We start from the raw sequence: 25,009 nt of genomic DNA, 5'->3' as shown, positions 1-25,009 counted from the left end.
GACTGCGGGCACTCGGAAAACCCTATCTAGAGCGTGCGCCTCTCTTTTCTCGCACCCGGACATTGATCCGGATCGGGCTGCCGTCGAACCCGAACGTCTCGCGCAGCCGCCGCTCCAGGAACCGCCGATAGCCGGCCTCCAGGAAACCGGTAGTGAACAGCACGAACGTAGGCGGTCTCGTGGTGGCCTGGGTGGCGAACAAAATCCGGGGCTGCTTGCCGCCGCGCACCGGCGGCGGCGTGGCGGCAACCACTTCCTTGAAGAATGCGTTGAGCCGGCCGGTCGGGATCCGCATGTCCCACGACTCCAACGCGGTCTCCAGCGCCGGCACCAGCTTCTGCACGGCCCGCCCGGTCTTGGCCGAGATGTTCACCCGCTGCGCCCACTGCACCTGCGCGAGCTCGCGCTCGATCTCGCGGCCGAGGTCATAGCGGCGGTCCTCGTCGACCAGGTCCCACTTGTTGAACGCCAGCACCAGCGCCCGGCCCGCCTCGATGACCATCGACAACACCCGCTGGTCCTGCTCGGTCAGCGGGTGCGAGGCGTCGATCAGCACGATGACCACCTCGGCCGCGTCGATCGCGCCGTGGGTGCGCACCGATGCGTAGAACTCGTGCCCGCCGGCTTGGCCGACTTTGCGGCGCAGGCCCGCGGTGTCGACGAAACGCCAAGTCTTCCCGCCCAATTCGATCAGCGAGTCCACCGGATCGACGGTGGTGCCGGCCACGTCGTGCACCACCGCCCGCTGATCCCCGGCCAGCTTGTTCAGCAGCGAGCTCTTGCCGACGTTCGGCTTGCCTACCAGCGCCACCCGCCGCGGGCCGCCGCCGCTCGCCCCGACCTCCGATACCTCGGGCAACGACTCGACCACCCGGTCGAGCAGGTCGGCCACCCCTCGGCCGTGCATCGCGCTGATCGAGTGCGGCTCCCCCAACCCCAGCGACCACAACGCCGCAGCGTCGGCCTCGCCGCGCTCGGTGTCCACCTTGTTGGCCGCCAGGAACACCGGCTTGCCGGACCGGCGCAGCATCCGCGCCGCCGCCTCGTCGCCCGCCGTCGCGCCCACCACGGCGTCGACGACCAGGATGATCGCGTCCGCGGTTCGCATGGCCACCGACGCCTGCTCGGCCACCAGCTGCTGTAATCCCTTCGCGTCGGGCTCCCAGCCACCGGTGTCCTGCACGACGAACCGGCGTCCGACCCAGTTCGCGTCGTAGGAGACCCGGTCACGCGTCACGCCCGGCACGTCCTGCACGACGGCCTCGCGCCGCCCGAGAACGCGGTTGACCAACGTGGATTTGCCGACGTTCGGCCGCCCGACGATCGCCACCACCGGCGGCGGACCCGACACCTCGGATGAATCGTCTGTGACTTCCGAATCGACGAGCTCCCAATCGCTTTCGTCGGTCCAGGTGCCGTCACTCATCCCCGTGCCCCGGCACGCTGCTTCACCAGTTCCAGCAGAAGCGAAACCACCTCGGACTCGGTCATGTCGCTGGTATCGACCAACAGCGCATCATCGGCGGCCCGCAGCGGCGACGCCGCACGCGTCGAATCCAGATGGTCGCGGCGTTTCACATCGGCCAGTGCCGCCTCATAGTCGTCACGCAGACCGGCCGCCATGTTCTGCTCGTTGCGCCGCCGCGCCCGTTCTTCGGCCGATGCAGTCAGGAAAAACTTGACGTCGGCGTCGGGCAGCACCACCGTCCCGATGTCGCGCCCCTCGACCACCACGTTGCCGGGACCGACCGTCAGTTCGCGCTGCAGACCAACCAGGCGCGCCCGAACGGCGGGTACTGCCGACACCGCCGACACCGCCCCGGTCACCTCGGCGCCGCGGATCTCGACGGAGACGTCCTCGGCGTCGAGATAGGCGCGATCCTGATCGGGGTCGTAGCCCACCGACAGCGGGACATCCGCCGCCGCCGATTCGATGGCCGGGGTGTCCCTCAGGTCGACACCGGCGCGGATCACCGCCAGCGTCACGATTCGGTACATCGCCCCGGTATCCAGATAGCGCGCCCCCAGGGTGCGCGCCAAACCCTTTGACACCGACGATTTTCCGGTCCCGGCCGGCCCGTCGATCGCGATCACCAGCGAGCCGCTCACAGACCCACCGCCTTGTACAGCTCGCCGATCTCGTTGCGGCCCAACACCCGGATGCTGCCGGGTCGCTGGTCCCCCAGCGAGACCGCCCCGATGTCGGTGCGCACCAACTCCTGGACCGGAAACCCGACCGCGGACAGCAGCCGCCGCACGATGCGCTTGCGGCCCTCGTGCAGCGTCACCCGCACCAGCGACTTGCCGGGCACCGCGTCCACCACCGCGAAGTCGTCCACGTGCGCGGGCCCGTCGTCCAGCTCGATCCCGGCACGCAGCTTTCGGCCCAGGCCACGGGGCACCGAGCCCCTGACCGTCGCCAGATACGTCTTGGGCACCTCGAAGGACGGGTGCATCAGCCGGTGCGCCAACTCGCCGTCGTTGGTCAGCAGCATCAGGCCTTCGGTGTCGGCGTCGAGACGACCGACGTGAAAGAGCTTCTTGTTCCCGCGAACTCGGTGCTCGACCAGATCGCCGATGCACGGCCTGCCGCGGTCGTCGGACATCGTCGAGTGCATGCCGCGGGGTTTGTTCAGCGCCAGGTGCACCAGCGTGTCGTCGACCATCACCCGCGCCCCGTCGACACGGATCACCGACGCATCGGGGTCCACCCGGGTGCCGAGCTCGGTCACCACTCGGCCGTCGACATCGACGCGACCGTCGACGATCATCTTCTCGGCGACGCGCCGCGATGCGATCCCGGCCTGCGACAACACTTTCTGCAGCCGCACGCCCTCGGAGTCGGTCATCTCAGTCTTTGTCCACGTCAAAGGACATCGGCCGGTCATCGGACGGCGGCGCGCTGAGCTTGACGAAACGTGGCTCCTCGCCCAGCGATTCGCTCAGATCGTCGATCACGTCGACGTCGGGCAACAGCGGCGCGATGTCCGGCAGGTCGGTCAACGACGACAGGCCGAGCCGCTCGAGGAACAGCTCGGTCGTCGTGAAGGTCATGGCACCGGTGTCCGGGTCGGTTCCGGCCTCGGTGATCAGCCCGCGGGCCAGCAGCGTGCGCATCACCGCATCCACATTTACCCCACGCACCGCGCTCACCCGGGCTCGCGTCACCGGCTGCCGGTACGCCACCACCGCCAACGTCTCCAGCGCCGCGCGGGTCAGCTTGGATCGGGCGCCGTCGAGCAGCAGCCGTTCCACGTACGGCGCGAACCGGGACCGGGTGTACATCCGCCAGCCACCGCCCGCCTCGCGCAGGTCGATGCCGCTGTCGCGGACGGTGAGTTCCTCGGCCATCAGCGCCAGCTTGGCCGCCACCCGGTAGGCCGGCTGCTCGGTCGCGGCGGCCAGCGCATCGACGGTCACCGGGGTGTCCACCACCAACAGCAGCGCCTCCAGCACCGCGCCGAGTTCGGAGTCGTCCAGCTCGGGCGGGGTGTCAACATCGATGTCCAGATCGAGATCCGGAATGTCGTCAGTCATCGTTTCGCTCTTCCACCGTCTCAGTGGTTGCCACGTCGTCACTGGGTGGCCGATCTCCGGTCCATGAAACCTGGAGCACACCAAGCGGTTCAGATTGATCAAATGCTACCGCCCGCGCCCGATACAGCTCGAGCAGCGCCAGGAACCGCCCGACGATCAGAATCGGCTCCCGGCAGTCGGCGACCAACTCGGCGAAGGTGGCCCACTGCCCAACCCCGCGGCGTTCCAACTCGGTCAGCAGCCGCTCGGCCTGTTCCGGCACCGACACCATCAGCTCATGCAGATGCTCGGTGGCCACCGTCGGCACCGGCCGCGGGGTGAACGCGCTCGCCGCGATCTGGGCGAACAAATGCGCGTCGACCCCCAGCATCACCTCCGGCAGCAGTTCTTCGTAACGCTCCTCCAACGACACCGAGCGCGGGTAGCTGCGCAGCGCGGCGGCCTCGAGTTCGGCGAACATCTCCGCGACGTGCTTGAACGCCCGGTATTGCAGCAGCCGCGCGAACAACAGGTCGCGCACCTCGAGCAGCGCCAGGTCTTCCTCGTCGTGGACCTCACCGGCGGGCAGCAGCCGGGCGGCCTTGAGATCCAGCAGCGTCGCCGCGATCACCAGGAAAGCCGTCGTCTCGTCCAGCTCGAGCTGCGGGCCGATGGCCTTGGTGTAGGCGATGAAATCGTCGGTAACCTGATGCAGCGCCACCTCGGTGACGTCGAGGCGATGCGCGAAGATCAGCTGTAACAGCAGATCGAACGGACCCTCGAAATTGCTCAGCCGGACCTGGAAACCTGCCTGCGGGGATTCCTCCGGTCTGGCCTCGGTAGTGTTCACGAACCGAACCGGTCGATGACCTCGCGGGCCAGCGAGCGGTATGCCTCGGCGCCACCGGATTTCGGCGCCCACGAAGTGATCGGCTCGCCGGCGACGCTGGTCTCCGGGAACCGCACCGTGCGGGTGATGACGGTGTCGAACACCAGGTCACCGAACCGCTCCAGGACGCGGGCCATCACTTCGCGGGCGTTGACGGTGCGCGGGTCGTAGCGGGTGATCAGGATGCCGCCGATGGACAGCCGCGGATTCAGCCGGTCGTGCACCTTGTCGACCGTGTCGTTCAGCAGCGCCAGCCCGCGCAGCGAAAAGTACTCGCATTCGGTCGGGATGATCACGCCGTCCGAGCACGCCAGTCCGTTCACGGTGAGCAGACCGAGCGACGGCTGGCAGTCGATCAGCACGTAGTCGTAGCGGTCCAGCACCGGATGCAGCGAGCGGGCCAATGCCTGCTCGCGGCCGACCTCGTTGACCAGCTGGATCTCCGCCGCTGACAGGTCGATGTTGCTCGGCACCAGGTCCATGTGCTTGACCCGGGTCTTGATCAGCACGTCGTCGATGGATACCCGCGGCTCGACCAGCAGGTTGTGGATGGTGTGTTCCAGCTCGTAATGCGGAACCCCCAGCCCGGCCGACAGCGCGCCCTGCGGATCCATGTCCACCAGCAACACCCGGCGGCCGTATTCGGCGAGGCTGGCTCCCAGGTTGATGGCCGAAGTGGTCTTGCCGACGCCGCCCTTCTGGTTGCACATCGCGAGGACCTTGGCCGGCCCGTGCTTGCTCTTGGGCTTGGGCTCGGGAATGGTCCGCGGCGTTCGGCCGGTCAGGCCAAGTTCTGCGCCGCCGCCTTCGTCGGTCATGCCCATGCCCGACCGTCGCTGGTCGGAAAAACCACAGGCATGGCGAACATCCGGGAAAGTTTAACGGGGCGCGCAGGCCAGCACCGGCAGACCCGCTGCAACGTATCCCTCGATTCGGTCTGCGGCGGGCCTAGGGTGGGCGCCATGAGCTTGAAGCAGCGGATGCCATTGTTGCGTTGGTCGATCATTCGGATGGCGATCGGCCTGCGCAACCTCTTCGCGACGGGTCAGATCGGCGACGGACGGGAGGCCGCTGCGGCCGACTACGTGGTGGCCAATGCCCGGCAGGGCGACATCGATGACGTGATCGCCGCCATCGACAAATTCGCCTATGAGAAGTCGTTTCTGATCAACGTCGGCGACGAGAAGGGCGAGCTGCTCGACGCCGCCGTCCGCCGCGCCAACCCGAAGCTGGCCCTGGAGCTGGGCACCTACTGCGGCTACGGCTCGCTGCGGATCGCCAGGGCCGCGCCGTCGGCCAAGGTGTTCTCGGTCGAGCTGGCCGAGGCCAACGCCGAGATCGCCCGCCGCATCTGGGCGCACGCCGGGGTGGGCGACCGGGTGACGTGCGTGGTCGGCACCATCGGCGACGGCGGGCGCACCCTAGGCGCACTCGCCGAGCAGGGTTTCGCCGCCGGCAACCTCGACTTCGTGTTCCTCGATCACGACAAGAACGCCTACGTGCCCGATCTGGCGAGCATCATCGACCGCGGCTGGCTCCATCAGGGCTCGATCGCGTTCGCCGACAACGTCCGCTTCCCCGGCGCGCCGAAATACCGCGAGTACATGCACCAGCAGCAGGGCAAGCAGTGGAACACCGTCGAACACAAGACCCACGCCGAGTATCAGACGTTGATCCCCGATCTGGTGCTGGAGTCGGAGTACCTAGCCGGCTGACAATTCCCGGTCTATTCGCTTCGCCATCCGGCGCGACAACTTTGCGCACACGCCGATGACCGACGGCCGGACCAAGTATCCGAGAAAGCGCAAGCCCTCGGCGGCGGGCGTTTCCCCGATGACGACCGGTTTGCCGTTCGCGTCGAGCACTCCGAGATGACCGACCAGCGGTTCAAGGCCACGGACAAACCCGGTGGCCAGAATGGCGGCGTGCGGATCCAGCCGCGATCCGTCCACCAGCACGACCTTGTCCCCGTCGAAGGACTCGACCGTCGGGACCACCTCGATCGATCCGTCCCTGATGGCATCGATGACGTCCATATCGACCAAGGCGGGGACTTTTTCGCAACGTTTGACGCTGGAAAACACGCCATCCGCGGGGAACGGCAATCCGAACCCGCTGAGATCACCGAGGTTGGCCTTCCGCGCCGCCCGGCTGACGGCATCGGCGATGCGGATCGGGCTGTGGTACAGCGGCAGGGAAATCAGGTCACCCGGCAGGCCGCCGGGCAGCGAGCGCAGCAGGATGTGCGGCGGCGTGCGGACCGCCAGCCACACTTGCGCCGCTCCGCCCGTCACGAGGTCGTGTGCGATCTCCATCCCCGACGAACCGGTGCCGATCACCAGAACTCGCTTGCCCGAGTACGGGGCGGGATTGCGGTACGCCGACGAGTGCAGCATCTCCACCATGGTCTCGTCGGTGCCTGGCCAGTCGGGAATCCGCGGCGTGTGCTCGTTTCCGTTCGCGATCACCACCTGGCGCGCGTCGATATCACCCGCCGAGGTCTCCAGTCGCCACTCCCGCGCCCTGCGGTCGATGCGATAGACCTCGGTGCCCAGACGCAGCTCGATCCCGTCCTCGTGGGCGTGCCGTTCCAGGTGGGCGATGACATCGTCGCGGTGCGGGAACATCGGCGTTCCCTTCGGATACCGCCGATTCGGCAGATGTGAGAACGGGCGGCCGGTGTTGAGTTTGAGTCGGTCGTACCGGCCCCGCCAGGAAGCACCGACCTTGTCGGCCCGGTCGATGACCAGTGGGCGCCGTCCGCGGTCGCGCAGGCTGACCGCCATCGCGATACCGGCCGGGCCGGCGCCGATGATCACAACGTCGTGCTCGCTCATACCCATTCCCTACGAGGCACCGCGCCCGATCGTTCAACGCGCCCGCGGATGGGCTCCCGCCCAGACCTCCCTCAGCGCGTGCACGGTGACGAGCGTGTAGATCTGCGTCGTGGTGACCGACGCGTGGCCGAGCAGTTCCTGCACCACCCTGACGTCGGCCCCGCCGTCGAGTAGATGGGTGGCGAAGGAGTGCCGCAGCACGTGTGGCGACACCGCGGCGGTGATGCCGGCCCGTTCGGCGGCGTCCTGCAGCACCTGCCATGCGCTCTGCCGCGACAACCGCCCACCGCGAGCGTTCAGGAAGATCGCCGGGGTGCCCTTGCCGCGCCGGGCCAGATCGGGCCGGCCGCGCACCAGGTAGGCGTCCAGCGCGCTCACCGCCGGACGGCCGACCGGAACCAGCCGCTGCTTTCCGCCCTTGCCGCGCAACAGCACCGAGCGGGCCTGGGTGTCGATGTCGTCGACGTCGAGCCCGACCGCCTCCGAGATCCGCGCCCCGGTCGAGTACAGCAGCTCCAGCAGCGCGCGATTGCGCAGCGTCAGCGGGCCGTCCGCGTCACTGTCGCCCCCGGCACCTTCCAGTAAAGCCAGCACCTCGTCGATGGTCAGGCTCTTGGGCAGCCGCCTGCTCGGCGTCGGCGGTTTGACCGCCCGGGCCACGTCGAGTTCGGTGAGTCCCTCGGCAGCGGCGAAGCGGTGCAATCCGCGGACGGCGATCAACGCGCGGGCCGCCGACACCGCCGACAGCGCGGCCGCTCCGGTGTCCGGGTCGCCGCGGCGCAGCGCAGCCAGGAAGTCACTGACGTCGGCCTCGGTGACGTTGGCCAGGTCGTCGATGCCGCGCGGCGTCAGGTGCTCGGTATAGCGACGCAGGTCTCGCCGGTAGGAGCTCAACGTGTTGGCGGCGACGCCACGCTCGATCTTCAGGTGATCGAGATACCCCCGCACCTGGTCGTCGAGGGCAGGCTTAAACGTCGTCATGCGTGCCCTTTCGGCGAGCGAACGCCCCCGACTTGTCGACCCACTCCGCGTCGACCGGGCGCAGCGCACCGATATCGTCGCGCGCGGCGTGCGCGGCCAGAATTCCGCCCACCGCAATGGAGTTGACGATCTCGCCGCTGATCACCATCCGCACCGCCTCGTCGAGGGAGAACCACCGCAGCTCGAGGTCGGCTTCCTCGTCGTGGGCCGTGGGCCTGCCGACATCCGTCAGTGCGGTGGCCAAATACACCCGCACCCCCTCGTCGCTGAAACCTGGCGCGGTGACGAGGTCGACGAGCACGCGCCAGTTCTGCGCGGTCAACCCGGCCTCTTCCTTCAGTTCACGGGCGGCGGTGACGTGCGGCGGCTCCCCGCCGAGGTCGAGCAGTCCGGCGGGCAGTTCCCAAAGCCGGCGCCCCACCGGATGGCGGTACTGGTACACCAGCACGATGTTCTCGTCGTCGTCTTTGGCGAGGACGGCAACCGCGCCGTAATGCTCCACGACTTCGCGTCTGGCGGTGTTGCCGCCGGGCATCCGGACCTCGTCGCCGCGCAACGCGAAAATCTTTCCGACGTGGATAGTTTCGGAGGCGACGGTCTCGAAGTCGTGATCAGCCACGGACCCGAGATTTTTCGAGCGGGGCATCTTGCAGCAGCTGCCCATCCTCCTGGTGCTCGGCTCCGTTCGCTCGCTGTTCGGGGATCTCCACCGGCAATCGCTCGCCGGCCTTGTAGTCCAGTGCCGCACCGATGAACGCCACGAACAGCGGGTGCGGGCGGGTGGGACGGCTCTTCAACTCCGGATGAGCCTGGGTTCCGACGATGAACGGGTGCACGTCGGCGGAATACTCGACGAACTCGACCAGATGCCCGTCGGGTGAGGTTCCGGAGAACCGCAGCCCGCTCTCGGCGATGCGGTCGCGATAGGAGTTGTTGACCTCGTAGCGATGCCGGTGCCGTTCGGATACCTCGGTGGTCTCATACGCCTGCGCCACAATGGAATCCGGTTGGAGCACAGCGGGATAGGCACCCAGTCGCATGGTGCCACCCAGGTCCGCCTCCCCCGCGACAGCGTCGCGTTGGTCGGCCATTGTGGAGATCACCGGATCGGGTGTGGACGGATCGAACTCCGCAGAGTTGGCCTCGGTGAGCCCGACCGAGCGGGCGGCTTCGATGACGATGCACTGCAAGCCGAGGCACAGGCCCAGTACCGGCAGACCGCGCTTACGGCCATAGCGGATGGCGCCGATCTTCCCCTCGATGCCCCGGATGCCGAATCCGCCGGGAATCAGCACGGCGTGCGCCTCGCTGAGCACCGCGGCGGCCCCGCTGTCGGTTTCGCAGTCATCGGAGGCCACCCACCGCAGCTCGACCTTGGCGCGGTGCTTGAAGCCGCCGGCGCGCAGCGCCTCGGCGACCGAGAGGTAAGCGTCGGAGAGGTCAATGTACTTGCCCACCAGCGCGATCCGCACGGTCTCCTGCGGCTCGTGTACCCGGCGCAGCAGGTCGTCCCACTCGGTCCAGTCGACATCGCGGAATGGTAGATTCAGCCGCCGCACCACATAGGCGTCGAGTTCTTCGCGGTGCAGCACCTTGGGAATGTCGTAGATCGACGGCGCATCCGGCGTGGAGATCACGCCATCGATGTCGACGTCGCACATCAGCGCGATCTTGTTCTTCAGCGGTTCGGGCACATCGCGGTCGCAGCGCAGAATCAACGCGTCGGGGGTAATACCGATGCTGCGCAGCGCGGCGACCGAATGCTGGGTCGGCTTGGTCTTGAGTTCACCGGATGGTGCCATATACGGGACCAGCGAGCAGTGCAGGAAAAAGCAGTTCTCCCGGCCGACCTCGTGGCGCACCTGGCGCGCGGCCTCCAGGAACGGCAGAGACTCGATATCGCCTACCGTGCCGCCGATTTCGGTGATCACCACGTCCGGTCGGTTCCCGTCGGCGTCAGGCTCCGCCATCGCCAGGATCCGGCTCTTGATTTCATCGGTGATGTGCGGGATCACCTGAACGGTGTCGCCGAGATACTCGCCGCGGCGCTCCTTGGCGATCACCGACGAATACACCTGTCCCGTCGTCACATTCGCCGACCCGGACAAGTTGCGGTCCAGGAACCGTTCGTAGTGTCCGACATCGAGGTCGGTCTCGGCGCCGTCCTCGGTGACGAACACCTCGCCGTGCTGGAACGGATTCATGGTGCCCGGATCGACGTTGAGATACGGGTCCAGCTTCTGCATCGTCACGTGCAAGCCGCGCGTGGTCAGCAACTGCCCGAGGCTGGACGCGGTGAGGCCCTTCCCGAGCGATGAAACCACGCCGCCAGTGACAAAGATATGCTTGGTGGCGGTTTGCGGGTGCTTGCGTAACGCTGGCAAGAGCAACCTCCGTGACGACGGGCAGGGCTTACTTTTCTAGGCTGGGGCCTAGCTCGGGGCCTGCCGACCCACGGAACTTAACCCTAACACCGACGCCGACAAGGCGTCGCTGACGCGCCGTGCGCGACGCGCCGGCTATTGCGGAACGGTCACCGACGTGGCGCCCTGGCCGATGCCGTACTGGCCGGGCGGACCCCCGGTGATCAGGTCGTGCAGGGCCAGCACCGTGGTGAGGCGCCCGGACTCGGTGTCGACATCGTCGACGGTGCTCACCGCGGCCGTCAGGCCGGCGTCGGACCTCGTCACCGCCACCGCGGCGGTCCCCGATGCGGAGCCGTCCCGGCCCGCGATGACGGTGCCGGAACCGTGCGGTGCCAGCCCGGCGGCGAACCGGGCGACCGTGGCGCCCTTGTTCCCCGCGTCGTCGCCCAACCCGCCGCCGGTGACGATCAGCGCCGTGTTCGCCGCCCCGATCCGCTCGTTGCCGTAGGTGACGAACCCGCTTTCGCGCAGCGCCGCCAGCACGGTGTCGCGCTGCTGGTCGTTGACCGCGGCGACGGCGGGATCCTTGCTCATCAGAAGCGCGATGCCCAACAGGTCGCCGGCCTGCGAGCCCTGGTCCACCGCCTGGGTGCTCAGCTGCGCCCCGGCGGGAACGATCGGCGAGTTCACCACCGAGAGCAGCTTCTCCGCGGAGTTGGCGTCGACGAACTCCTGGGTCAGTGACACCGTCCCGGTCACCGTGCCGCCGGCCTGCTGCACCATTCGCGATATCGCGTCGACCTCGTCGTCTGCGGCGTCCGGGGTGCGAAAGACCACGACGGATTTGCCCGACAAGGTGTCACGCAGGATCCGCGGCGACATCTGCGCATCGAATTCTCCGGCGGCACTCAGCTTTTCGTTGAGTGCGTTCTTCTGGTCGGCGAGCACGTTGATCTGGTTCTGCAACTCGTGCTTGTCATCACGCAGCCCGGACAGCACCGTGTTGGATAGCAGACCGGAACCGAGCGCCACCCCCACTGCGAGCGCGAGGAATACCGCGGCCAGTGAAATCGCATGTGTGCGTAGGGATATCACTGCTGCACGACCTAGGTGGTCCAGCCCTGTACCCACAGCGAGAAGCGGTTCCAGTAGTCACCGACCCAGTCCAGCACCGCGACATCCGCGCGCGATACCCACAGCGCGACGATCACCGCGACCAGCATGGCCAGCACCAGCAGGGCGATGGCTCCGCCGGACACCCGGCTGCGATACAGGGTGGCGACCGCCTTGGCGTCGACCAGCTTCTCTCCGACCTTGAGCCGGGTCAGGAACGTCGACGGGTTGCTGTGCTGGCGGGACCGATCGAAGAATTCTTCGATGCTGGCGGTGTGGCCGGCGGTGACGATCAGCGACGCGCCGTGATGGTCGGCCAGCAGCAGCGCCAGGTCGGCGGCCGAGCCCGCCGCGGGGAAGGTCATCGCCCCCACGCCGAGGTCCTGGATGCGCTCCAGTCCGGCCGCGTGACCATCCGCGTCGGCCGGGATCACCACCTGGGCGCCGCACCGCAACACCTCCGCGCTGATCAGGTCGGGATCGCCGACGATGAGCTGCGGCCGATATCCCGCCCTGCGCAGCACATCCGCGCCGCCGCCGACGCCGATCATCACGGGTTGATACTCCTTGATGAAGGGCTTGAGGGCCTTCAGGTCGTAGCCGGCGCTGGGTTCCTCGGCGACGATCACGACATGGCGGCGATTGAGGTTGACGTCGATGTCGGGGATGCCGATGCCGTCGATCAGCAGCGGGCTTTCACTGCGGATGAATTCGATGGTGTTTCCGGCGAACGCCTCCAGGTGGGCCACCAGACCGCTCTTGGCCTCGTGCATCAGCTCGTGGATCTCGTGGTCGGTGCGCTCGGTACCGAGAATCAGCCGACGGTCGCCCGCGTACACCCCGCCGTCGTGCAGCCGGACCCTGGCCCCGTCCTTGACCTTCTTGAAGACCTCCGGGCCGGTCTCGTCGATCAGCGTGACGCCGTTGGTGACAAGCACCTCGGGCCCCAGGTTGGGATAGCGCCCGGAGATCGACGGCGACGCATTGACCACGGCGGCGATATCGGCTTCGACCAGCGCATCGGCGGTGATCCGGTCGAGATCCAGCGCGTCGATCACCACAATGTCTCCGGGTCCGACGCGCTGCAGCAGCCGATCGATGTCGCGGTCCACGCGGGCCGTGCCGGTGACGCCCGGCCGTGAGCTGGCATTACGGGTTAACAGCGCTGACATCTTCATGGGCCGATTCTGTCGGCGAAGACCAATCAGCAGGGGGAGGCGCGCCGTAACATTAGCCCCAGAAGTTACCTCTTGTCACAGCTGTCACAGGCTCATTCCAACGGCTGGAACAGCTCCACCAGGTTGCCGGCTGGATCAACTACGAGCGCCTGACGGCCGCCTCTGCCGGTGATCACGTCGCCGCGAAGATTCACGTCGGCCTTCCGCAGGCTGGCTACGGCGTCGTCCAAATCATCGACCTGCAGCTGAAATCGGTTCCAGCCACCAGGTTCCGGCCGGCTGCCATCGGCGAGCGGCTGGCCGGCGCCGCCTCCACCGCCTGGCGAATTCAGCAGCAGCCGCAATTCACCGCGACGGAGCATCGCGAAGCCCGGGCCCGGGTGCATCGCCACCTCGAACTGGAACTGGGATGTGTAGAAGTCCACCGCAGCATCGACGTCATCGACGATGTAGCGAACACTGATGTCGGTCATCTTTGCACCTCCTAGGGTTTATGATACAGAAGTGTCCCACTCACGTCAGCCCGATCCGCGCGTCGGCCACTCCCGACGGGTGATCTGCCGCGCTGCCCTCGACGAGTTCGCGAGGGTGGGTTACGCGGGCTTCCGGATGGAGTCGGTAGCGGCGCGGGCCGGAGTCGGGCGAAGCACCGTATACCGGCACTGGCCGGACAAGGCCGCGTTGATCGCCGATGCGCTCGAGACGCTCAACGTACAACCCGACCCGGAACGCGAACTCGTCGCCGGCACGGCTCGGCAGCGGGTCGAGTTGCTAATGAGGCATCTTGCGCGGGCACTCACCGACTCGCCGGTGGCGGCCTGCATTCCCGCGTTGGTTCACGCCACCGACAACGATTCGGCCGTGCGCGAGTTCTTCCACCGGTACTCGGCGCAACGGCGTCGGCGGCAGACCGACACGATCGCCGCAGGCGTTGCGAGTGGGGAATTTTCGGACCGCATCGACCCGGACGCCGCATCCGCGGCGCTATCGGGCGCGCTGTTCTATCGCCGACTGATGACCGACGACGCCCTCGACGCGGCGTTCATCACAAGCCTGATGGGCACCGTGCTCGGGCAATGACGCCTTAGTCGCTGCCCGAGCGCAGTTGCTGTGCCGCTTCGAGCAGTTCCCGCGCGTGCGCCCGCCCGCTGTCCGATTCGCCGAGTCCGGCCAGCATGCGGGCCAGTTCGGCCACCCGATCGTCGCCGTCGATCCGACGGACCCCGCTGGCCTTGGTGCGGCCGGCGCTGTCGACGACGAGATGGATGTCGGCGTATGCGGCGACCTGCGGCAAGTGCGTGACGACGATGACCTGGTGGGTGCGCGCCAGCCGGGCCAGCCGCCGACCGATCTGCACCGCGGCACGCCCTCCGACGCCGGCGTCGACCTCGTCGAAGACCATCGTGGTGCCCTCGGCGGACGCGGCCAGAACGACCTCCAACGCCAGCATCACCCGGGACAGTTCACCTCCCGATGCGCTCTTGTTCAGCGGCAGCACGTCGGTGCCCGGGTGCGCGGCAAAACCGAACTCCACGGCGTCGGTGCCATCGTGACCGGCATGCACCGGCACGCCGGACGGCAGCGTGAGCCGCGCGGAGTCGTCTGCCCGTGCGGCCAGCGGCGCCACTGCCACGGTGAACTCGGCGTCGGCCATCGCCAGTCCGGACAGCTCGGCGGTCACCGCCTTGGCCAGACCCTTGGCCGCCTTCGTGCGCGCCTTGGTGAGTTCGGTTGCCGCGGTGACGAGTTGGGTGTCGAGCTCGACGACCTGTCGCTCCAGCTCGGCGAGCGCCTCCTCGGACACGTCCAACTGCGCGAGCCTTTCCCGCGACCCGCGGGCCCACGCCAGCACCCCGTCGATGTCTGCGGCGTATTTGCGCGTCAGCACCCGCAACTCGCTCTGCCGCGCCAGCTTGGTCTCCAAGGTGCTGGCATCGGTGGGCAGTTCGGTCAGGAAGTCGCCAAGCTCCGCGGCCACGTCACCGATGACGGCCAATGCCTCCCCGAGCCGCGCGCCGAGCGCCCGCAGCGCATTGTCGTCGGTGGCTTCCAGCGCCGACTTCGCCTGCCCGACACCGTCGACAGCCGACATCGCGTCCGACTCCACCGCGTCGTCCAGCGCGCCGGACAACGCCGACCGCGCGACCTGCGCGGCTTCCCGCAACGCGTCGAGCTCGGAGAGCCGCCGGATGTCGTCGACGAGCGCATCGTCCTCGCCAGGCTGGGGATCGACCGCATCGACCTCGCCGATGCCGAACTTCAGCCGATCGGCCTCCTGCGCCAATTCCCTTGCCCGCTGCGTCCTATCGGCCAGATCCCGCCGGGCGTCCTGCCAGGCTCCGCGCAGCTTGCGATACCGCTGCAGCAGCGGCCCGACGTCGGCGAAGCGGTCCAGCGCGGCACGCTGTTCGTCGGCGCGCATCAGCCGCAGCTGATCGTTCTGGCCGTGCAGGGCGAGTAACTCAGTGGTGAAGCCGCTCAACGACTTGGCGGGCACGCTGCGGCCGCCGAGGTAGGCCCGTGAGGGTCCGTCGCGGCTGACCGACCGCGCCGCGATGACGCTGCCGTCCTCGTCGCGCTCCGCACCCGACGAGTCGAGGATCACGTCGACCTGGGCGACCACTTCGTCGCCGAGCTCGGCCGTGCTGAATCGGCCTTCCACCACGGCGCGATCGGCGCCAGACCGGATCCGGGTGGCGTCCGCGCGCGCACCGCCGAGCAGGTGCAGGCCGGTCACCACCATCGTCTTCCCGGTACCGGTCTCCCCGGTCAGCACGGTCAGCCCGCGGTCGAATTCGGCGGTCGCCGTGCCGATGGCGCCCAGCGACTCGATTCGGATCTCGGCGAGCACTACTGTCCGCGCCAACCCGTGACCGGCAGCCGGAACTTCCGCACCAGGCGGTCGGTGAACGGGGCGCTGTCCAGTCGCACCCACTTCAGCGGTGTGCCGCAGCGCGTCACCTCGAGGCGGCCGCCCGCGGGCACCACCATCTCGCGGCGACCGTCGCAGAACACCAGTGCGTCATGGCCGTCGGCCTCGATCTCGATGGCGATGGCGGCGGCCGGGCTGGTCACCATGGGCCGGGCGAACAGCGCATGCGCGTTGTTGGGGACCACCAGGATCGCTTCCAGATCCGGCCATACGATCGGCCCGCCCGCCGAGAACGCCCACGCGGTCGACCCCGTCGGCGTCGCGACCAGCACGCCGTCGCAGCCAAACGCCGAGACCGGACGGCCGTCGACTTCCAGGACGACACCCAGCACGCCGAGCCGCGGACCCTTCTCCAGGCTGGCCTCGTTGAGCGCCCAGCCACGGTTCACGATCCGGCCTTCGACGCGGACCACGACGTCGAGCGTCATGCGCTCCTCGACGCGGTAGTCGCACGTGATGACATGGTCGAGAACCGTGTCGATTGAGTCCGCCTCAGTTTCGGCGAGGAAACCGATGCGGCCCAGATTGACGCCCAGCACCGGGATCTCGACATTGCGGGCGAGTTCGGCGGCGCGCAGGAAGGTGCCGTCGCCGCCGAGGACGAGGACGAGCTCGCACCCTTCGGCGGCGCGTTCGTCGGCGTCCACCACCTCGATATCGACGCCGAGCGCGCGCATGTCGTCGGGCGCAAGGTGCACCGGGCCGCGGTCAACCGCCTCGGCCGACAACACCCGCAGGGCAATCCCGTTGTCGCCGAGCACTTTTTCCACCCGGCGTGCCGTCTCGGTGGCCTCGTCGCGTCCGGTGTGCACCACCAATAGGATGGTGCGGTCCTGGCTCATTGCGGTCCCTCGGCGACGGCGCGTCGCACGGCCCGCTCGAGCTCTTCACCGTGCAACCGATGGTCGGGCCGGGCGCGCAGGTGCAGGAAGTATTCGACATTGCCCGACGGGCCCGGCAGCGGGCTCGCGGTGACGCCGACGGTGTGCCAGTTCAGTTCGGCGGCCCGGCCTGCGACGGCCAGCACCGCGCCGGCGCGCAGGTGCGGGTCGGAGACGACCCCGCCGGCGCCGACATGATCCTTGCCCACCTCGAACTGTGGCTTCACCATGGGAACGATATCGGCGTCGTCGCCCGCGCACGAGATGAGCGCGGGCAACACCGTCGCCAGCGGGATGAACGACAGATCGGCGACCACCAGGTCGACGGGGCCACCGATGGCGTCCGCGGTCAACTCACGCACGTTGGTGCGTTCGGCCACCGTCACTCGCGGATCCGTGCGCAGCGACCACGCCAGCTGCCCGTAGCCGACGTCGACCGCCACGACTTCGCCGGCACCACGGTCCAACAGCACCTCGGTGAATCCGCCCGTCGAAGCGCCGGCATCCAGGCAGCGGGCGGCGGTTGCCGAAATCGCGAAGGCGTCCAGTGCGCCGATCAGCTTGTGGGCGCCGCGCGACACCCAGGAGCGTTCGCCGGAGCCTTCCACCGTGAGCGTGGCGCTCACCGCGATCGCCGTTGCGGGTTTGGCCGCCGGCATGCCGTCGATGCTGACCCGCCCGGCACCGATCAACTCCGCCGCCTGCTGACGCGAACGCGCCAACCCACGGCGCACCAGCTCGGCATCAACACGAGCCCGCCGTGTCATTCGCCCGCCGAACCCTTTTCGACCGATTCCAGCGCGTTCACCAGAAGTTCGTGGGCCTCTTCCAATCGCGCTGCGATGGCGTCGATATCCGCCTCGGCGGAGTCGGCGCTGTCGGTGTCGGGCAGCTGGGCCAGCAACGCCGCGATCTGGGCGCGGATCTGGTCAGGATCGGTACTCATATCGGTGTTCACGCTAGTCGATCGGGCCTGTCAGCAGCGACCAACGCTCCAGCGCCTTACGGGCCGGGTAGTCGCCGGCGGCGACCTGCACGGGTCTCCCGTCGAGGTCGGCACTCCACACCGCGCTGGCGGTGGCACGCACCACCGCCAGCGGGTCCCTCGGCTCGCTGCCCGTCGAATACACCGTCACCGCCCCCGGGCCGATTTCGATGCGCCAGGCCGGATGCGGCGCCACTCGAAGCGCGTCGGCCCGGCTGTACAGCGAGCGCAGGTCGGTGGCGATGTAATTGGGTCGCTCGCCGGCCACGGCGCGCACGGTATCGCGGACGGTACTGACCCCGGTGAGCACCAACAGGCTGGGCAGACCGGCCGCGTTGGCACCCGCGATGTCGGTGTCGAGCCGATCACCGACCACCAGCGGAGTGCGAAAATTGCCGCGGGCCAATGCATCTGTCAGCAGTGTCGGCTGCGGCTTTCCGGCGACCTGCGGCTTGCGGTCGGTGGCCGCTCGCAGCGCCGCGACCATCGAGCCGTTGCCCGGCAGCAGACCTCGTTCGGAGGGCAGCGTGAGATCGACGTTCGCCGCCACCCACAGCGCGCCGCTGCGGATGGCAAGTGCGGCCTCGGCCAGGTCCGGCCATGCGGTCTCCGGTGAATGGCCCTGCACGACCGCGACGGGTTCGTCAAACCACAACCGGACGGGCTTGAGGCCCACGTTTCGGACTTCGGCGGCCAGTGATTCGGTGCCGACGATGAGCACCGGCGCGCCCGGCAGTAACTGCTCCGCCAGCAGATGAGCGGCACTCTGCGCGCTGGTAACGACGTCGTCGGGGGTGGCGGTGAAACCCATGGCGCGCAGGTGCTGGGCGACCTCGCTGGGTCCACGGGAAGCGTTGTTGGTGACGTACAACGTGCGGGCGGTGACGGCCGCCAGCGTCTCGACGGCTCCGGCGGTGGGTTCGTGTCCACGGAAAACGGTGCCGTCGAGGTCGAGGAGCAGGCAATCGTGTTCTTGGGCAAGGGTCGTCACGTCAGCCGAGCTCCGTGATCCGCTCTTCGGCGTCGGTCACGCCCTCGGTGTCCGCGGCGGCCGCGTTGATGAACCACTGCAGCGCCTCTTCCTCCCTGCCCAGTGCAAGCAGCGTTTCAGCGTAGGTGTAGAACAGGCGCGCGGCGGTCTGGCCGGTCCGGGTCGGATCCAGTTGCGGCGTCGAGAGAATCGCCAGAGCCTGCTCGCGCTGTCCTAAGTCGGAGCGGGCGCCTGCCACGACGATGCGTAGTTCGTCGGCGTCGTCGCCGGTGAGCTGCGTGGCCTCGGGGGTGCGGGCCAACTCGATCGCACGCTCGGGACGGCCGACCCCTCGCTCGCAGTCGGCGAGCAGCGGCAGCAGCGGCGACTTGCTGCCCAGCCGGCGGGCCGCACGCAGCTCGGCGAGTGCCTGCGCCCAGTCCCCGCAACGATATGCGGCGATGCCGACGGCCTCGCGGACCGCGGCGATCCGTCCCGACCGGGCCCGGGCCGCCTGGGCATGCTCCAGGGCCGCCTCGGGATCCTCGTCGATCTGCTCGCCGGCGGCAACCAGATGGCGGGCCACGAAATCGGCGGTGGCGCGGTCCAGGGTGGTGAGTTCGCGGCGAACCTCTGGGGAGAGCTGCCGGGCTTCGATATCCGGCGGCAGCACCGGCCCGCTTCGTTCGGGTGATGCGTCCGGTCTTGGCTGAGCGGAACGAGCGCGGTTGGGCCCCGACGACCGCGGCGCCTGGGAACGATTCCCCCGCCATTGCGGACCGCGGGGGCCACTTCCATTGCCGCCGCGAGACTGCCGACGCTCGCCACCTGATCTGTTGTCAACCACTGGAACCTTTCGCCATCAAGACTCGTGTCAGGATACGGCTCGCTGCCAATTGGCCGCTGGACTGCACCATTCGCCATTCTGTGCCCCAGCTGTGTATTTGCTGTTACCGTCCCGGAACGGTCGGCAGCAAACGGCCTACGGCGAGTTGGAGGCGACCAAAGTCCGCTGAAGCCAACGCAATTCACCCGACGCGTTCCACGCCGGCGATATTCCGCTTGCCCCGGCGCAGCACCAGCCAGCGGCCGTGCAGGTAGTCCGACGGCTGTGGCACCCACTCGTCTGTCTCGATCCGAACGTTGTTGACGTAGGCGCCCCCTTCGGCGACGGTGCGCCGCGCGGCCCCTTTGCTCTCGGCCAAACCGCTGGCCACTAGCAGGTCGGTGATTCCGTCTGGGCCGCCCGGCTTCAGTTCGGCCACATGGTGATTGCTGGCCTCGCGCAGCGCCGCCGCCAGCGTCGGCTCGTCCAACTCGGACAACTCGCCCCGGCCGAACAGCGCCTGGCTGGCATGTTCGGCCGCCTTGAGCTGTGCCTCGCCGTGCACCAGCGTGGTGAGCTCTTGGGCCAGCCGGCGCTGCGCGGCCCGCTCGTGCGCCCTGTCGGCGGTGGCCCGCTCCAGTTCGGCCAGCTCGTCGGGCGGCAGGAAGGTGAACCAGCGCAGGTAGTCGACGACATCGGCGTCGGCGGTATTGATGAAGTACTGGTACCAGGCGTACGGGCTGGTCATGTCGGGGTCCAGCCACAGGTTGCCGCCCCCGGTCGATTTTCCGAACTTGTTGCCTTCTGAATCGGTCACCAGCGGTGTGGTGAGCGCGTGTACCGTCGCGCCCTCCTTCTGGCGAACCAGCCGCACGCCGGCGATGATGTTGCCCCATTGATCGGAGCCGCCGATCTGCAGCGTGCACCCGTAGCGGCGGTGCAGTTCAACGTAATCGTTGGCCTGCAGCAGCATGTAGCTGAACTCGGTGTAGGAGATGCCCTCGCCCTCCAGCCGCCGCCTAACCGTGTCGCGGTCGAGCATCACGTTGACCGAGAAGTGCTTGCCGATGTCGCGCAGGTACTCGATCGCCCACATGTCGCTGGTCCACGTCAGGTTGTTCTCGACGATGGCGCCGGATGGTGAGTCGTCGAAGTCGACGAACCGCTCGAGCTGGCCGCGGATCCGGTCGGTCCACTCGGCGACGGTCGTGGCGTTGGTCAAAGTGCGTTCGCCGGTCTCCCGCGGGTCGCCGATCATGCCGGTGGCGCCACCGGCCAGCACGATCGGACGGTGGCCCGCCTGCTGAAAGCGTCTCAGGGTCAGCAGCGGGATCAGGTGCCCCGCATGCAGGCTCGGCGCGGTCGGGTCGAACCCCGAATAGACGGTGATGGGTCCGGCCGCCAGCTGCTCTGCCAGCGCGTCCCGATCGGTGGACTGCGCAATCAGCCCACGCCAGTCCAGCTCGTCGAGGATGGTGGTGGCCTTGGACGTCACGGTGTCGATCTTCCCGCATCAATCGCTTTCACCGGGAGCGGGTGCCCGCGGGCTGCGCCGATACAGCGACACCTCGGGTCGGCCGGCCAGCCAGAACCGCCATGACCGGTCGGCAGCCTGGCTGACGCCGACGCGCGGGCCGTCAGCGCCAGCGTGTACTTCCGCCAGCGTGAGCTGGATCGGGCTGTGGGCATCGAACAGGTCAATCCCGTTGTCGTCCATGGTGATTCCCAGCGCCGCGCACAGATTGCCCGGTCCGCGGGCCAAGGCCGCCGGACGAACCGAATCGCCACGACGAACGCGGGCGACGTCCAAACCCGCCTCCACCGCGGCGGCCCGCAGCAGCACCGCCCCGGCGACGCCGTCATAGCCGCAGACCACGTTCGCGCAGACATGAATGCCGTGGCTGCGATACGTGTACAGCCGGCCGGCAGGCCCGAACATGACGGCGTTGCGCCCGCGCCGACCCCGGAACGAATGCGACGCGGCGTCCGGCCAGGGCCCGTCCGGTGGCCCGCCGTACGCCTCGACCTCCACGATCATCGCGCTCACATCGCGGCCGGTGAGGGCGGCCCCCAGCAGGCGCCCAGCGGCCGCGACCGGTTCGACGGGCAACAGCCTGGGGGTCACCGGGGCGATTCTGCCCGCCGCCCTTGACATGCCGATCAGCGGGGAGCAATATTCACCATATGATGACTTCATCGAGTGATGAATTACTTAGGCGGGGCGTCGAGCCGGTCGTCGTCATCGACCACCTGCGCGTTATCCGCGGTAAGCGGCCGGCCATTCACGACCTATCGGTCCAGATTGCGCGCGGCACCATCACCGGCCTGCTCGGGCCTTCGGGCTGCGGCAAGACCACGTTGATGCGCAGCATCGTCGGCACCCAGATCATCGCCGCGGGCAGTGTCACGGTGCTCGGGCAACCGGCCGGTTCCGCTCCCCTGCGCAGGCGGGTCGGATACTTGCCTCAGGACCCGACCATTTACGACGACCTGCGCATCGTCGACAACGTCCGCTACTTTGCGTCGCTTTATGGCATGGACGCCGGTGCCGCCGATGCCGCCATCAAGGCGGTCGGACTGGAGGATCACCGCACCGCGTACTGCGCCAACCTGTCTGGCGGACAACGCACCCGGGTCTCGTTGGCCTGCGCGCTGGTCTGTCATCCCGATCTGCTGGTGCTGGACGAGCCCACCGTAGGGCTGGACCCCGTGCTGCGCGCCGACCTGTGGGACCAGTTCGATGACTTGGCCCGAGCGGGCACAACGCTTGTGGTGTCCAGCCACGTGATGGACGAAGCCGATCATTGCGGCGATCTGCTGCTGATGCGCGAAGGCCAGATGGTCGCCCACACCACACCGACCCGACTACGAGAGGAAACGGGATGCACGTCACTGGAGGACGCGTTTCTGTCGATCATCCGGCGCAGCACCGAACGCCAAGCCGGATAGGTCTGCAGGCGTATTTCGCGACCACGGCGCGGATCCTGCGCCAGTTGGCCGCCGACCATCGCACCATCGCGATGATGCTGTTGGTGCCGAGCCTCATCATCACGCTGATGTACTTCATGTTCCAGAACGTTCCGACCCGGCCCGGAGCCACGTCGGGCTTCAATAACGCCTGCTTGATCCTGCTGGGCGTGTTCCCCCTGTTGGTGATGTTCCTGATCACCTCGATCACCATGCAGCGCGAACGGGCTTCGGGGACGCTGGAGCGCATCCTGACCACGCCGCTGCGTCGGCTCGACCTACTGGCGGCGTACGGGACCGCGTTCTCGATCGCGGCCGCGGCGCAGGCCACGCTGGCGTGCATAGTGTCGTTCTGGCTCCTTGGCTTCGACACCGCGGGCAGTCCGTTCTGGGTTTTCGTGATTGCCATCGTCAATGCGGTGCTGGGCGTCGGCCTGGGCCTGCTGTGTAGTGCGTTCGCCCGCACCGAATTTCAGGCGGTGCAGTTCATGCCACTGGTGATCGCACCGCAGCTGCTGTTGGCGGGCATCATCGTGCCCCGCGCGGTGATGCCGGAATGGCTGCAGTGGATCAGCAATGTGATGCCGGCCAGCTACGCCCTCGAGGCACTGCAACAGGTGGGCGCTTATCCGGATCTGACCGCAATCGCCACTCGCGACATTGCCGTTGTGGTGGGCTTTGCGGTCATCGCACTCTGCCTCGCCGCGGCGACGCTACGACGAAGGACACCGTAACCACGTTGACCACCAATACCGAACGCAAACGTCCCGGGCGACCGCCCGGAACGTCGGACACCCGCGAGCGGATCCTCACCAGCGCCCGAGAGCTGTTTGCCCGCAACGGGATCGACAAGACATCGATCCGCGCGATCGCGGCCGATGCGGCTGTGGATCCCGCGCTGGTGCATCACTACTTCGGCACCAAGACCCAATTGTTCGCCGCGGCGATCCACATCCCGATCGACCCGATGGCGGTGATCGGTCCGCTGCGGGAAGTTCCTGTCGAACAGATCGGCTACACGCTGCCGTCGATCCTGTTGCCGCTGTGGGATTCCGAGCTGGGCAAGGGATTCATCGCGACCCTGCGATCGATCCTGGCCGGCAACGATGTCTCGCTCATTCGGTCGTTCCTGCAGGAAGTGATCGCCGTCGAGGTGGGCTCGCGTGTCGACAACCCGCCGGGCAGCGGACCGATCCGCGTCCAGTTCGTGGCGTCGCAGTTGGTCGGCGTGGTGATGGCGCGCTACATCCTCGAGCTGGATCCGTTCAAATCGCTTCCGGTGGAGCAGATCGCCGAGACCATCGCACCGAACCTGCAGCGATACCTCACCGGTGACCTGCCCGGTCTCGGTTAGCGGCCGAAGCCGTTGGCCCGGGCGATCGTCCCGTATCGGACGGCGCTCGGCCGTATCCAACGCCGTTGCGTCCTTCGGTCGTTGCCCAACAACCCGAAGTGGCCGCGATATCCGTTGAACCATTCGAAGTTGTCGACCAGCGACCAGTGCAGGTATCCGCGTACGTCGAGTCCCCCGGCGATCGCCGGCCCCAACTCGCGCAGGGTGTCCTCGATCAGGGTGGCCCGCAGACCGTCGTTGGCGTCATCCAGGTCGACGCCGTGCTCGGTGACGAGCACCGGCAGTCCGGTGATCTGTTGCGCCTGACGGCAGGTCGCGGTCAGCGCGGCCGGCACCAGCTCCAGTCCATTGTCGGAGACCTGCCCGGCCGGCGGCTTCAGCCCATCCGGGCCGAAGGCGATGCGGGTGTAGGTCTGCACGCCGACGAAGTCACCGACCGAACCGAGCTCGCGCAGGAAGCGGCGGTTGACGAACTCGTCGGCCACGTCGGCGATCTGCTCGCCACCGGGTTCGGCGGCGACCTCCTGCAGTGACAGCGTGATTCCCACCCGTGCATCCGGCGCCACGGCGTGCACGCTATCCACCGCCGTCCGGTGCGCCTGCCCGACCACCTCGATGGCCTTGTCGTCGCTGGCCGCCGGAAGGAACGGGCAGAACTTGTCCTCCGAAACCCCAAACGCCTTGGCCGCCAGCGCCATCGAGGCAGTCGTGTTGGCGAGCTTCGAGTCGAACAGCGAGCCACTGGCCGCCAGCAGTACCGGCGCGTTGGCCTCATTGATGGTGCACACCCAGGACACCCGATCGCCGAGACGGGCCATCACGACAGCGGCGTAGTCGGCGAATCGGGCAGCTGTGTCCGGGCTGCGCCAACCGCCGTTGTGCCGGATCAGCCACTGCGGACTGGTGAAATGGTGCAGTGTCACCACCGGCTCGATACCATGCCGCAGGCAGGTGTCGACCACCCGCGAGTAGTGGTCCAGCTCCGCGGTGGAGATCTCACCGTTCTCCGGCTCGACGCGCGCCCACTCGACACCGAACCGAAAAGCGTTCAGCCCCAGGGCGGCGATCACCGCGATGTCGTCGGGATACCGGTGATAGAAGTCGGCCGCGTCGCCGCTGGGCTCCCGGTACATGGAGCCGGGCAGCTGCTCCATCAGCCAGGCGTCGCTGGCGACGTTGTTGCCCTCGACCTGGTAAGCGGCCGTCGCCACTCC

26 protein-coding genes and 1 pseudogene are annotated in these 25,009 nt (G+C 68.0%); 5 read left to right on the top strand and 22 right to left on the bottom strand.

What is annotated here, in order from left to right; translation table 11 throughout:
• Nucleotides 1-22 precede the first annotated feature (22 nt).
• The 6 genes from der to ACRDU5_RS11580 are packed head-to-tail and all read right to left on the bottom strand — an operon-like array spanning nt 23 to nt 5,223.
• Nucleotides 23-1,426: a ribosome biogenesis GTPase Der gene (gene der, locus ACRDU5_RS11605; protein WP_526614659.1), complete on the bottom strand. Its 1,404-nt coding sequence runs from the start codon at nt 1,424-1,426 to the stop codon at nt 23-25.
• The gene (gene cmk, locus ACRDU5_RS11600) at nt 1,423-2,109 is read right to left on the bottom strand and encodes a (d)CMP kinase (RefSeq protein ID WP_526614658.1); all 687 of its coding nucleotides are present in this window, start codon (nt 2,107-2,109) and stop codon (nt 1,423-1,425) included. The genes der and cmk overlap by 4 nt, the downstream gene beginning before the upstream one ends.
• Complete coding sequence (locus ACRDU5_RS11595) at nt 2,106-2,849, bottom strand: pseudouridine synthase (protein ID WP_526614657.1); 744 nt, start codon at nt 2,847-2,849, stop codon at nt 2,106-2,108. The genes cmk and ACRDU5_RS11595 overlap by 4 nt, the downstream gene beginning before the upstream one ends.
• A 1-nt stretch (nt 2,850) precedes the next feature.
• Complete coding sequence (scpB, locus tag ACRDU5_RS11590) at nt 2,851-3,537, bottom strand: SMC-Scp complex subunit ScpB (protein ID WP_526614656.1); 687 nt, start codon at nt 3,535-3,537, stop codon at nt 2,851-2,853.
• A complete protein-coding gene (locus tag ACRDU5_RS11585) occupies nt 3,530-4,366 on the bottom strand; it encodes a segregation/condensation protein A (RefSeq protein ID WP_526614655.1) in 837 nt (278 codons plus the stop codon). Before ACRDU5_RS11585 ends, scpB begins: the two co-directional genes overlap by 8 nt.
• A complete protein-coding gene (locus ACRDU5_RS11580; protein WP_526614745.1) occupies nt 4,363-5,223 on the bottom strand; it encodes a ParA family protein in 861 nt (286 codons plus the stop codon). Before ACRDU5_RS11580 ends, ACRDU5_RS11585 begins: the two co-directional genes overlap by 4 nt.
• 144 nt (nt 5,224-5,367) lie before the next feature.
• Between ACRDU5_RS11580 and ACRDU5_RS11575 the strand changes: the two genes are divergently transcribed.
• A complete protein-coding gene (locus tag ACRDU5_RS11575; protein WP_526614654.1) occupies nt 5,368-6,120 on the top strand; it encodes an O-methyltransferase in 753 nt (250 codons plus the stop codon).
• Here ACRDU5_RS11575 and ACRDU5_RS11570 read toward each other — a convergent pair.
• The 7 genes from ACRDU5_RS11570 to ACRDU5_RS11540 all read right to left on the bottom strand — a co-directional run bounded on the left by ACRDU5_RS11570 (nt 6,109) and on the right by ACRDU5_RS11540 (nt 13,353).
• The gene (locus ACRDU5_RS11570; protein WP_526614653.1) at nt 6,109-7,242 is read right to left on the bottom strand and encodes a flavin-containing monooxygenase; all 1,134 of its coding nucleotides are present in this window, start codon (nt 7,240-7,242) and stop codon (nt 6,109-6,111) included. The two genes, ACRDU5_RS11575 and ACRDU5_RS11570, sit on opposite strands and share 12 nt — an antisense overlap.
• Nucleotides 7,243-7,275: 33 nt before the next feature.
• Nucleotides 7,276-8,223 carry a site-specific tyrosine recombinase XerD gene (gene xerD / locus ACRDU5_RS11565; RefSeq protein WP_526614652.1) on the bottom strand — a complete coding sequence of 316 codons (948 nt, stop codon included), beginning with the start codon at nt 8,221-8,223 and terminating at the stop codon, nt 7,276-7,278.
• Nucleotides 8,210-8,842 (bottom strand): NUDIX domain-containing protein, encoded by a 633-nt coding sequence (locus ACRDU5_RS11560; protein ID WP_526614651.1) that lies wholly within the window; start codon nt 8,840-8,842, stop codon nt 8,210-8,212. Before ACRDU5_RS11560 ends, xerD begins: the two co-directional genes overlap by 14 nt.
• Nucleotides 8,835-10,607, bottom strand: coding sequence for a CTP synthase (gene pyrG, locus ACRDU5_RS11555; protein ID WP_526614650.1), 1,773 nt, complete (start codon nt 10,605-10,607; stop codon nt 8,835-8,837). The genes ACRDU5_RS11560 and pyrG overlap by 8 nt, the downstream gene beginning before the upstream one ends.
• A 135-nt stretch (nt 10,608-10,742) precedes the next feature.
• On the bottom strand, nt 10,743-11,684 hold the full coding sequence (locus tag ACRDU5_RS11550; protein WP_526614648.1) for a copper transporter: 942 nt from the start codon (nt 11,682-11,684) through the stop codon (nt 10,743-10,745).
• An 11-nt stretch (nt 11,685-11,695) separates the two neighbouring features.
• Nucleotides 11,696-12,880: a putative cytokinetic ring protein SteA gene (gene steA, locus ACRDU5_RS11545; RefSeq protein WP_526614647.1), complete on the bottom strand. Its 1,185-nt coding sequence runs from the start codon at nt 12,878-12,880 to the stop codon at nt 11,696-11,698.
• Between the two features lie 92 nt (nt 12,881-12,972).
• The gene (locus ACRDU5_RS11540; protein WP_526614646.1) at nt 12,973-13,353 is read right to left on the bottom strand and encodes a VOC family protein; all 381 of its coding nucleotides are present in this window, start codon (nt 13,351-13,353) and stop codon (nt 12,973-12,975) included.
• A gap of 31 nt (nt 13,354-13,384) precedes the next feature.
• Between ACRDU5_RS11540 and ACRDU5_RS11535 the strand changes: the two genes are divergently transcribed.
• The gene (locus ACRDU5_RS11535; RefSeq protein ID WP_526614645.1) at nt 13,385-13,960 is read left to right on the top strand and encodes a TetR/AcrR family transcriptional regulator; all 576 of its coding nucleotides are present in this window, start codon (nt 13,385-13,387) and stop codon (nt 13,958-13,960) included.
• Between the two features lie 4 nt (nt 13,961-13,964).
• On the opposite strand, the gene recN is transcribed toward ACRDU5_RS11535, so the two are convergent.
• From recN to ACRDU5_RS11495, 8 genes and pseudogenes are all read right to left on the bottom strand, one after another.
• On the bottom strand, nt 13,965-15,731 hold the full coding sequence (gene recN, locus ACRDU5_RS11530) for a DNA repair protein RecN (RefSeq protein ID WP_526614744.1): 1,767 nt from the start codon (nt 15,729-15,731) through the stop codon (nt 13,965-13,967).
• A complete protein-coding gene (locus ACRDU5_RS11525; protein ID WP_526614644.1) occupies nt 15,731-16,654 on the bottom strand; it encodes an NAD kinase in 924 nt (307 codons plus the stop codon). The genes recN and ACRDU5_RS11525 overlap by 1 nt, the downstream gene beginning before the upstream one ends.
• A complete protein-coding gene (locus ACRDU5_RS11520; RefSeq protein ID WP_526614643.1) occupies nt 16,651-17,460 on the bottom strand; it encodes a TlyA family RNA methyltransferase in 810 nt (269 codons plus the stop codon). The genes ACRDU5_RS11525 and ACRDU5_RS11520 overlap by 4 nt, the downstream gene beginning before the upstream one ends.
• Entirely contained in the window at nt 17,457-17,639 is a 183-nt protein-coding gene (locus tag ACRDU5_RS11515) for a hypothetical protein (protein ID WP_526614642.1), read from the bottom strand. The genes ACRDU5_RS11520 and ACRDU5_RS11515 overlap by 4 nt, the downstream gene beginning before the upstream one ends.
• A gap of 13 nt (nt 17,640-17,652) precedes the next feature.
• Nucleotides 17,653-18,669, bottom strand: a complete 1,017-nt coding sequence (locus ACRDU5_RS11510; RefSeq protein WP_526614641.1) for an HAD-IIA family hydrolase — start codon at nt 18,667-18,669, stop codon at nt 17,653-17,655.
• A 1-nt stretch (nt 18,670) separates the two neighbouring features.
• Nucleotides 18,671-19,410: pseudogene (locus tag ACRDU5_RS11505) on the bottom strand (tetratricopeptide repeat protein).
• Nucleotides 19,411-19,676: 266 nt separating this feature from the next.
• Complete coding sequence (tyrS, locus tag ACRDU5_RS11500; protein WP_526614743.1) at nt 19,677-20,948, bottom strand: tyrosine--tRNA ligase; 1,272 nt, start codon at nt 20,946-20,948, stop codon at nt 19,677-19,679.
• A 39-nt stretch (nt 20,949-20,987) separates the two neighbouring features.
• Complete coding sequence (locus tag ACRDU5_RS11495) at nt 20,988-21,629, bottom strand: DNA-3-methyladenine glycosylase (RefSeq protein WP_526614640.1); 642 nt, start codon at nt 21,627-21,629, stop codon at nt 20,988-20,990.
• A gap of 29 nt (nt 21,630-21,658) precedes the next feature.
• Between ACRDU5_RS11495 and ACRDU5_RS11490 the strand changes: the two genes are divergently transcribed.
• The 3 genes from ACRDU5_RS11490 to ACRDU5_RS11480 are packed head-to-tail and all read left to right on the top strand — an operon-like array spanning nt 21,659 to nt 23,795.
• On the top strand, nt 21,659-22,423 hold the full coding sequence (locus tag ACRDU5_RS11490) for an ABC transporter ATP-binding protein (protein ID WP_526614639.1): 765 nt from the start codon (nt 21,659-21,661) through the stop codon (nt 22,421-22,423).
• A gap of 2 nt (nt 22,424-22,425) precedes the next feature.
• Nucleotides 22,426-23,175: an ABC transporter permease gene (locus ACRDU5_RS11485; RefSeq protein ID WP_526614742.1), complete on the top strand. Its 750-nt coding sequence runs from the start codon at nt 22,426-22,428 to the stop codon at nt 23,173-23,175.
• A gap of 5 nt (nt 23,176-23,180) precedes the next feature.
• Nucleotides 23,181-23,795, top strand: a complete 615-nt coding sequence (locus ACRDU5_RS11480) for a TetR/AcrR family transcriptional regulator (protein WP_526614637.1) — start codon at nt 23,181-23,183, stop codon at nt 23,793-23,795.
• Here ACRDU5_RS11480 and ACRDU5_RS11475 read toward each other — a convergent pair.
• Nucleotides 23,792-25,006: a glycoside hydrolase family 1 protein gene (locus ACRDU5_RS11475; protein ID WP_526614636.1), complete on the bottom strand. Its 1,215-nt coding sequence runs from the start codon at nt 25,004-25,006 to the stop codon at nt 23,792-23,794. The two genes, ACRDU5_RS11480 and ACRDU5_RS11475, sit on opposite strands and share 4 nt — an antisense overlap.
• Nucleotides 25,007-25,009 lie beyond the last annotated feature (3 nt).

The organism is Mycobacterium sp. (assembly GCF_050701515.1).
GTDB lineage: Bacteria > Actinomycetota > Actinomycetes > Mycobacteriales > Mycobacteriaceae > Mycobacterium.
Note: the sequence above shows the minus strand (reverse complement) of the source record. Positions and strands in the feature narration are given on the sequence as shown.

Coding starts and splice junctions, on each gene's coding strand:
- ACRDU5_RS11515 (WP_526614642.1), bottom strand. CDS start 17,639: ATGAGTACCGATCCTGACCAGATCCGCGCCCAGATCGCGGCGTTGCTG.
- steA (WP_526614647.1), bottom strand. CDS start 12,880: ATGAAGATGTCAGCGCTGTTAACCCGTAATGCCAGCTCACGGCCGGGC.
- ACRDU5_RS11570 (WP_526614653.1), bottom strand. CDS start 7,242: ATGAGCGAGCACGACGTTGTGATCATCGGCGCCGGCCCGGCCGGTATC.
- ACRDU5_RS11580 (WP_526614745.1), bottom strand. CDS start 5,223: ATGACCGACGAAGGCGGCGGCGCAGAACTTGGCCTGACCGGCCGAACG.
- ACRDU5_RS11525 (WP_526614644.1), bottom strand. CDS start 16,654: ATGAGCCAGGACCGCACCATCCTATTGGTGGTGCACACCGGACGCGAC.
- ACRDU5_RS11495 (WP_526614640.1), bottom strand. CDS start 21,629: ATGTCAAGGGCGGCGGGCAGAATCGCCCCGGTGACCCCCAGGCTGTTG.
- scpB (WP_526614656.1), bottom strand. CDS start 3,537: ATGACTGACGACATTCCGGATCTCGATCTGGACATCGATGTTGACACC.
- ACRDU5_RS11540 (WP_526614646.1), bottom strand. CDS start 13,353: ATGACCGACATCAGTGTTCGCTACATCGTCGATGACGTCGATGCTGCG.
- ACRDU5_RS11595 (WP_526614657.1), bottom strand. CDS start 2,849: ATGACCGACTCCGAGGGCGTGCGGCTGCAGAAAGTGTTGTCGCAGGCC.
- ACRDU5_RS11520 (WP_526614643.1), bottom strand. CDS start 17,460: ATGACACGGCGGGCTCGTGTTGATGCCGAGCTGGTGCGCCGTGGGTTG.
- der (WP_526614659.1), bottom strand. CDS start 1,426: ATGAGTGACGGCACCTGGACCGACGAAAGCGATTGGGAGCTCGTCGAT.
- xerD (WP_526614652.1), bottom strand. CDS start 8,223: ATGACGACGTTTAAGCCTGCCCTCGACGACCAGGTGCGGGGGTATCTC.
- ACRDU5_RS11575 (WP_526614654.1), top strand. CDS start 5,368: ATGAGCTTGAAGCAGCGGATGCCATTGTTGCGTTGGTCGATCATTCGG.
- ACRDU5_RS11490 (WP_526614639.1), top strand. CDS start 21,659: ATGATGACTTCATCGAGTGATGAATTACTTAGGCGGGGCGTCGAGCCG.